Here is a 7,599-nt window from a genome sequence, read left to right on the forward strand (position 1 = left end):
AAGGACAAGAAGTTAATCTTGCCCTTTTCATCGTATCATTTGTTTGGTGTTGTTAATTCTGTAGCGGAACAGCTTTAAATTCAATTCCTTTCTCAAGTTTTAAAGTTTTTAGCGGAACTGCCTCAAAGTTTAAGTTTTTCAGTGTTTCAAACTTTAAGTTTGGATTTGCTAATAAAACATCGCTAACGTTTAAATTTAATTTAGTTATGGTAGCAAGATTCGCAGTTAATGGTAAAAGTGCTTTTTGTACATCTAAATTGCTATCAAATAATAAGAACGCTTTATCACTTTTAATTCCTTTAGCTTTCTTTAACTCTTCTACCTCGCTATCATATTTCTTTCTTAATTCCTTATATTCTGGCGAATCATAAAGCTTTTTCATATCCTCCATTTTCTGTTTCCACTCTGGTGAGCTGAATTTTTTATTCATCTCTTCAGCATTTTTTTGAATGTCGGCCATTTTAGATTTCCATTCTGGAGAGTTAAATTTCTTTTGAATCTCCTCAGCATTTTTCTGAATCTTCGCCATATTCTCTTTCCACTCTTGTGACTCGAATTTTTTGGCCATTGCTAAACTCTGCTCTTGAATTTTCGCCATTTTGTCTTTCCACTCTGGAGAGTTAAACTTCTTTTCCAACTCTTTAGAATTAAGCTCAATCTTCGCCATTTTGTCTTTCCACTCTGGAGAGTTGAATTTCTTTTCTAGTTCTTTAGAATTGAATTCTATTTTAGCCATCTTTTCTTTCCACTCTGGAGAGTTGAATTTTTTCTCAAGCTCTTTAGAGTTAAATTCTATTTTAGCCATCTTTTCTTTCCATTCAGGCGAATTAAATTTTTTCTCAAGTGCAGCTAACTTCCTTTTTACACTATCAGGTAAGTCATCCATAGATGTGTATATTACCTCTTTGCCGTCATCATTTCTAATAATTGCCTTAAATTGTTTCTTCTTTTTTTTAGTGGTATCGGTATCGGCCTTAGCGTATACTTGCTCTATTATCGCTTTAGTTTCAGTGGCAGATGGTTTTAACAAGGTTAAAGTCGGCGCTTTTTTAGCTTTAATCGTCTCTTCTTTTGTAGGATTAATCCACGCTAGTGAAGCCACGGTGGCAATAGTTAAGGTTAAGATAAAAAATTGCTGTTTAGCATTGATATAATTCGTTTTCATGTCTGTGATTCTTTTAATACGTTGGTACAAATGTTGATTGGTTCCTGTTGCCGCTAACGACAAAGTTGGGGTTTGTTTGTCTTTTAATAATTCTAATTTTAAAAGAGCGTGTGCATAAGTTAACGGAGTGCCTGTGAAATTAACCACCAAGTCATCGCAAGCATGTTCTCTTTCTATATGTATGAATTTGGTGGTAAGCCATACAAATGGATTGAAAAACAACAACGTTTCTATACAAGTTTTAACAAGGTTGATTAGATAATCGTTACGACGAATGTGTGAAAGTTCGTGTATCAAAATCGCTTCAACTTGTTTGGCATCCAATTGTGTAGCTAATACAACTGGAAATAATACAACAGGTTTAAAATAGCCAACTACTAAAGGCACGTTAACTTTAGCAGAAAGATAAAATTTAACCGTTTTATTAATCTTTAATTGAGAGAGTGTTAATTCAAAAATAGCTTTCCACTCTGCGGGTACAGCTAATGTACTTGCTTGTTTAAGCTGTTTAAGTTTTTGGTAGCCCGATATTAAAACTACTAATTGAAAGCTAATTCCGATAAGGTATACAAATACGATTACAGGGAAATAGGCTTCGGTTTTGATGTTAAAGCTTCCACTTAATCGAGTTAAATCCTGATAAGCAATTTGGTTGATAGCTATGTTTTTAATTGCTGCGCCATCAGTTGGTAGTTCGAATAACGAAATAAACGTTACGCAGAAACTAATCAGCATTAAAACTAAAGAACCAAAAGCAAAGTTGTGTTTTATCCTTGCATTAGTTTTAGGCCAAGCCATCAAGGCGATGAATAAAATAGCATAAATGATTGCTCCTTGCCATAACGAATGAAGAATGCTCCATCCAATAGCTTTAACCAAGTTGTTTACAATAGCTTCCATTGATTATTTGTTTTCAAGTTTATCTAAATATTCCTTAATCAAATCTATCTCTTCTTTGCTCGCCGTTTTATTTCCTAAAGCCTGCATAACTAATCTTGCTGCAGAACCATTAAATACATTATCTATCATTTTATTAACCAATTGTTGTTGCGTTTTTTCTTGGTTAACTATCGCTCTATAGATATGTGTTTTTGAACTTGTGTCTCTGTCTACTAATCCTTTCTCATGCATAATTTGCATCAGTTTTAAACTAGTAGTATAACCTGCATCTTTTTTATTTAAAGCCTCATGCACTTCACGAACTGTACAGTTTCCTTTTTTCCAAAGTACCTGTAAAATTTCCATTTCGCCTTCTGTTGGTTTGATGTTTGTATTGCTCATTTTGTTACACTACGAATTTTTTCGTATTCAAATGTACGAATGTATTCGTATAATCAAAATTATTTAACCAAAATTTAACAAATATTTTTAGAAATAGGGCTGGTGTGGGCTTAACGGGCTTTTTTTAGACTCTCGTATTTATTGATATTGGCTGGGTCTATGTCGCTCAAGAAATTATAAGCTTTAATTCTGTCTTGCGGATTAACCATATTAGAAAGCACATTCGTAATTTCTTCTGCCTTTGTGGCGAAGTAAACATTAGGAAATATAGAGCCTAGCTTTTGTCTATCTAATTGTTGTAGCGATGGTAGAAATGACAAAATGTTACTAGCACCATTACCAACATTTTCTTGCAGTTTATCTAAACCATTAAAGTGATAGTCGTAAATGAAAATTCTTAAATCCTTAAAAGTATTATCTAATAAATTTTGATTTAGCCAGTAGCGATTACGTAGTCCATCAAAAGCTTTCCACCCTTTATTGCCTCCCGTTTGTGCAATATTTAAAACGTTTTGCGCTTTGTTATAAAATGATGAACCGCCTAGTTTGCTAAAACTATCCTTGTCTAAACCGATAATCGTATAGGCATAATAGGCCAAAAGCGAACTTAAATTTCCAATTAAATTCTGGTCCGAAAAGTCTAAAGATTGCCCGTCGCTGTAGCCAAAATCAAAATCCTTATCACTAATATTTAATAGTGTACTGTAATATGAGCTATTGTAAACGGGTCTGTTAGATTGTATTTGAGCTTCAGCAGTATAGCCCGAACTACCATCCCAACTAGTAATGGTAATTACAAAATTGCATGTAATTCTCTCTTGTGGCGTATAACTTTCGCTAGTCCACTTGTTATTATTCAAAAAATCTCTGATGGTATTTTGAAGTAGCTCTAAGTTTTTCTTGTTAATGTTGGAGATGTTTGGAGCTAGTATCTGCACACGACTGCTTAATTCTTGGCTTTTTACAAAGCCGCAAACAAACATTAGAACAATAAAAACTAATACTTTTCTCATTTGGTAATTAACTTTAATATTTCGTTACAAATATCTTTTGCCACTTCAACTTTAGATTTTGTATCGAAACTAACTTTATCTAAAGCTTTATTAAATATAGTTATTTTATTGGTTTCTGTTTTAAAACCAGCACCTTTGTCATTTAGTGAATTTAGCACAATCAAATCTAAGTTCTTCTTCGCTAATTTTTCTTGTGCATAAAACTCTTCGTTTTCAGTTTCTAAGGCAAAGCCGATTAATAACTGATTTTCCTTTTTTTGCTTTCCAAGCGTAGCTAAAATGTCAGTTGTCTTTTTTAGATTGATACTAAAATCATCAGCTGCCTTTTTAATTTTTTGGTTAGCAACATCAATAGGAGTGTAGTCAGCCACTGCTGCACTCATAATTATAATATCACTTTGCTCCGCATGCAATGTGCAAGCCATAAGCATGTCATTAGCGCTAACAACATCAATTCTCTTTAAGTCCGCATTTGTTTTTTCGGCTGTTGGCCCAGTAACTAATGTTACTTCAGCACCTAAATACACTATTTGATTAGCTAAGGCAAAACCCATTTTACCAGACGAATGATTTCCTATAAAACGTACAGGGTCAATTGCTTCATAAGTTGGTCCAGCCGTTACTAAAACTTTTTTTCCCAATAGGGGAAGACTTTTTTTAATGTCAGTATTTAAGAAAGCCACAATTTCATCAGGTTCAGCCATCCTGCCTTCACCATATAAACCACTAGCTAATTCGCCACTATTTGGAGAGATAACCGTATTGCCGAAAGACTTTAGTCGTTCAATATTCTCTTGTGTGCTTTCATGCTTCCACATATCGAGATCCATTGCTGGAGCGAAGTACACAGGGCATTTAGCAGATAAATAAACGGCAGTTAATAAATTATCACACAATCCATTTGCCATTTTGCCAATTGTATTGGCGCTAGCAGGAGCAATAATCATATAATCGGCCCAAAGACCTAATTCTACATGATTACTCCAAACGCCAGTTTCTGGTTCGAAATATTGTGTGTAAACAGGATTTTTAGAAAGGGTAGCCAGTGTTAGAGGTGTAATGAAATTACAAGCATCTGTCGTAAGAATAACCTTAACGTTTGCGCCAGCCTTGATAAGTGCTCTTACCAATAAGGCCGATTTATATGCCGCAATACTGCCGCAAACGCCAAGGAGAATATTTTTATTGCTAATCATTTTACCTTTGTACAATTACAAGGGGCAATTTAAGCAAAGGCTTCAACTATTTTTGTTCTTTCGAAGGATTTCTGTGATAAATTTTATCATTCAAAAATTCATCAATTGCAATTAAGCTAGGCTTAGGCATACGTTCGTAATGCTTGCTAATTTCAATTTGTTCCCTGTTCTCAAAAATCTCTTCCAAATTATCATTAGATGATGCAAACTCGGCTAATTTACCGTGCAACTCTTCCTTCATGTTATTAGATATTTGATTAGCCCTTTTAGAAATTATAACTAACGACTCATAAATATTGTCAGTAGTTCTATCTAAATCATGTACATTTCTCGTTACCGTAGTATTTGGTATAGCGGGTTTTGGTGTATTCATTATTTTATTGGGGTTTTAATCTCTACTTTCTTATTTGTACTATCTTTTTGTTTTTTACCTTGACTTTCTAAGGCATTATATTTTGCAATTAAAGCAGCTTCTTCAGCTAAAACCTTTTTAGCATTTACTATTCCAGCCTCACTATCGTCCTTTAATTGTTTAGCTTCTTTTGCAAGTTTGCTATTAGGGTAGCCTTCAGTAAATTCGTTATAATAACCAATCGCTTCAGTATAACGTTCTTCTTGTCTGTTAGCATAACTGTTTTTTGCATACATATATTGCGATTTCACAATTAACAAGTTCATTTCTTCAGCAAACTTAATGTCCGGAAATTCAGTTTGAGCCGTCTTTAAAGCAATTACTGCAGCTTTATAGTTCGAAATGTCGTAAGCCCCCATGGTGTAATATAACTTTGCATTCTCAAAAGCTTTCGTCTCTAACTTATTTCTAAGGTCAGAAATGTATTGGGCAGCTTGCGTAGCCCTATCACTCTTAGGGTATAAGTTAATAAATAACTGTAAGGCATCAATAGCTTTATAAGTATTCTCTTGGTCTAAAGACGATTTCGGAGAATCTAAATAATAACAATAAGCACCCATATATCTACATTCTTCAGCATTTTTACTTGCTGGGTAGGTCTCTGCAAACTCTTTAAACTTGTAACGTGCTGTTGTATAATCCTTTAATCGATATAAAGTAAAAGCGTAATAGTAATTTAAATCTTCTGCTTCTGCAGTTCCTCTATATTTTTGTGCCAAGCCTTCAAACAAAATTAAAGCCTTAGAATAATCCTTCTTGTTGTATAATCTAATACCTTCTTGGTATTTTTTGGCAACATCATTACTTAGGCGCAATTTTTCAAACTTGCTTTTACAGCCAGCTGTGCCCAATAAAATGATGGTAAAACTTAAAATAAGTAAGTGTTTAATTTTAAACATTGTGCAAAGATAAGGTAATAATACGATAACGTCAATTAAAAATAATTACCGCTAAGCTAAATAAAGCCTTTCAAGCCGTCAAACACTTAACAATTTTTAACATACACTACACTTAGAAAGACAAACTGAAGCAATACGGCGCTTTAATATTTCATTCCTACCATAAAGACATAAATGGTACTTATCGCTAGAACGCTAGTTTTTATTCACCCTTTCCTTTCTTACATATTTCCAGACTTTGTTTTCCAGAATGTCTCCTACATATATATTACCATACTTGTCTGCAATAACATCATGGAACCATCCTTTCAGGCCAACAGCTTTAAATTCCGCCTTGCCAAATTGATCAACAATTGAACCATCTATATTTATAATGAAAACATTTGATCCATTGTGTTTTAGTCCAAACCATGAAACTTCATCATCAACTGCAATTAGTTGTTTGCTCACTTCATTATAATATACGGCGCAAATATTCCCAAATGCCTTGTTCTTAATTTCCCTTAAAAACTTCCCTTTATCATTAAAAACTTCAATTCTCTTATTTTCTCTATCTGCAACGTAAACGTTTCCATTTTTATCGAGTGTTATCGAATGCGGTATATTAAACTCTCCAACACCCATTCCTTTTTTGCCCCATTCTAAAAGATATTTCCCTTTTGCAGAAAACTTAACAATCCTGCTGTTTCCATAACCATCACTAACATAGAATGAGCCATCTTTAGCAATCGCAATGTCAGTTGGTCTGTTAAAATGTAAAGCATCACTACCTACAACCTTTGCAACGCCTATAGTCATTAATAACTTTCCATCCTTACTAAACTTAAATATCTGGTGCAGGCCAACATCACTAACCCAAACGTTGTCTTTTTCATCTATAGTTAATCCATGAGGCATAAGAAATTGATTCTCTCCCCAGCTATTTAATAGTTTTCCATTTCTATTTAATACTATAATAGTTTGTTCTTTAATAAAATCACTCGGCATTGCCCCAATTAATGGCCATTCTCTATTTGCTCTATGAAATATAAAAATGTTTTGGTTACTGTCTACACCGATACCAGTAGGGTTGCCAATCTTTAGGTTACTAATAGGCGACCATTCTTTTACCATTTCGTATCTAACAGGTTTCTTATCGCCACCATTACAAGATACCAGCAATGATAAAAAACAAACACAATAAAGAAATTTATACTTCATATATATAATACCCGTTTAATGTCCTAATATAATTAATGTAGGGTAAGTAGAAAAACAATGGTAGTATATATAATAGAGTGCAGTCCCGTTCTTTGCTCCAAGCCCTTTACTCGTTCCTCATTTCAGGGGCTTTCGCTTCGCCCGGGTTTATATAACGAAAAACAGTGCTATTAATCCAATAAAGCCGCCACTCAGAGTCTGGCTAATCTTCTCTGGTAAACTTTTCTTGGTGTAAATCATACACTTAGCATATTTATTCAAACTAAAACCATCGATGTGTTAGCATTTGTTCATATGTTTTCTACCTTTGCATCCCGCTTCGGAGGAGGCGTTGGTATTACGGAAAGTGTGCTGGGATGATTGGAATGGGGGATTTATTTAAGGAAGCTAGTTTACAGCGACTTAAAGTAAACTTAAAAAACTTTCAAAAAAA

Annotated in this window: 7 protein-coding genes; all 7 read right to left on the reverse strand. The window is 34.0% G+C overall.

All coding sequences use genetic code 11. The features are described 5' to 3' along the window. Positions 1–52: 52 nt before the first annotated feature. Positions 53–2,065 (reverse strand): M56 family metallopeptidase, encoded by a 2,013-nt coding sequence (locus tag R2Q59_RS20510; protein WP_316787288.1) that lies wholly within the window; start codon positions 2,063–2,065, stop codon positions 53–55. 3 nt (positions 2,066–2,068) lie between these two features. Further along, positions 2,069–2,446: a BlaI/MecI/CopY family transcriptional regulator gene (locus tag R2Q59_RS20515; RefSeq protein ID WP_316772522.1), complete on the reverse strand. Its 378-nt coding sequence runs from the start codon at positions 2,444–2,446 to the stop codon at positions 2,069–2,071. 110 nt (positions 2,447–2,556) lie between these two features. After that, positions 2,557–3,459 carry a DUF4835 family protein gene (locus R2Q59_RS20520; protein WP_316787289.1) on the reverse strand — a complete coding sequence of 301 codons (903 nt, stop codon included), beginning with the start codon at positions 3,457–3,459 and terminating at the stop codon, positions 2,557–2,559. After that, positions 3,456–4,655: a bifunctional phosphopantothenoylcysteine decarboxylase/phosphopantothenate--cysteine ligase CoaBC gene (gene coaBC, locus R2Q59_RS20525; protein WP_316787291.1), complete on the reverse strand. Its 1,200-nt coding sequence runs from the start codon at positions 4,653–4,655 to the stop codon at positions 3,456–3,458. Before coaBC ends, R2Q59_RS20520 begins: the two co-directional genes overlap by 4 nt. Before the next feature lie 46 nt (positions 4,656–4,701). Then, positions 4,702–5,028: a DNA-directed RNA polymerase subunit omega gene (locus R2Q59_RS20530; protein WP_131555517.1), complete on the reverse strand. Its 327-nt coding sequence runs from the start codon at positions 5,026–5,028 to the stop codon at positions 4,702–4,704. Beyond that, complete coding sequence (locus tag R2Q59_RS20535; RefSeq protein ID WP_316772532.1) at positions 5,028–5,966, reverse strand: outer membrane protein assembly factor BamD; 939 nt, start codon at positions 5,964–5,966, stop codon at positions 5,028–5,030. Before R2Q59_RS20535 ends, R2Q59_RS20530 begins: the two co-directional genes overlap by 1 nt. Before the next feature lie 195 nt (positions 5,967–6,161). Then, entirely contained in the window at positions 6,162–7,166 is a 1,005-nt protein-coding gene (locus tag R2Q59_RS20540; protein WP_316787293.1) for a peptidyl-alpha-hydroxyglycine alpha-amidating lyase family protein, read from the reverse strand. Positions 7,167–7,599: the final 433 nt, after the last annotated feature.

Origin of the sequence: Pedobacter frigiditerrae, from assembly GCF_032678705.1 — a bacterium.
Taxonomy (GTDB): domain Bacteria; phylum Bacteroidota; class Bacteroidia; order Sphingobacteriales; family Sphingobacteriaceae; genus Pedobacter; species Pedobacter frigiditerrae_A.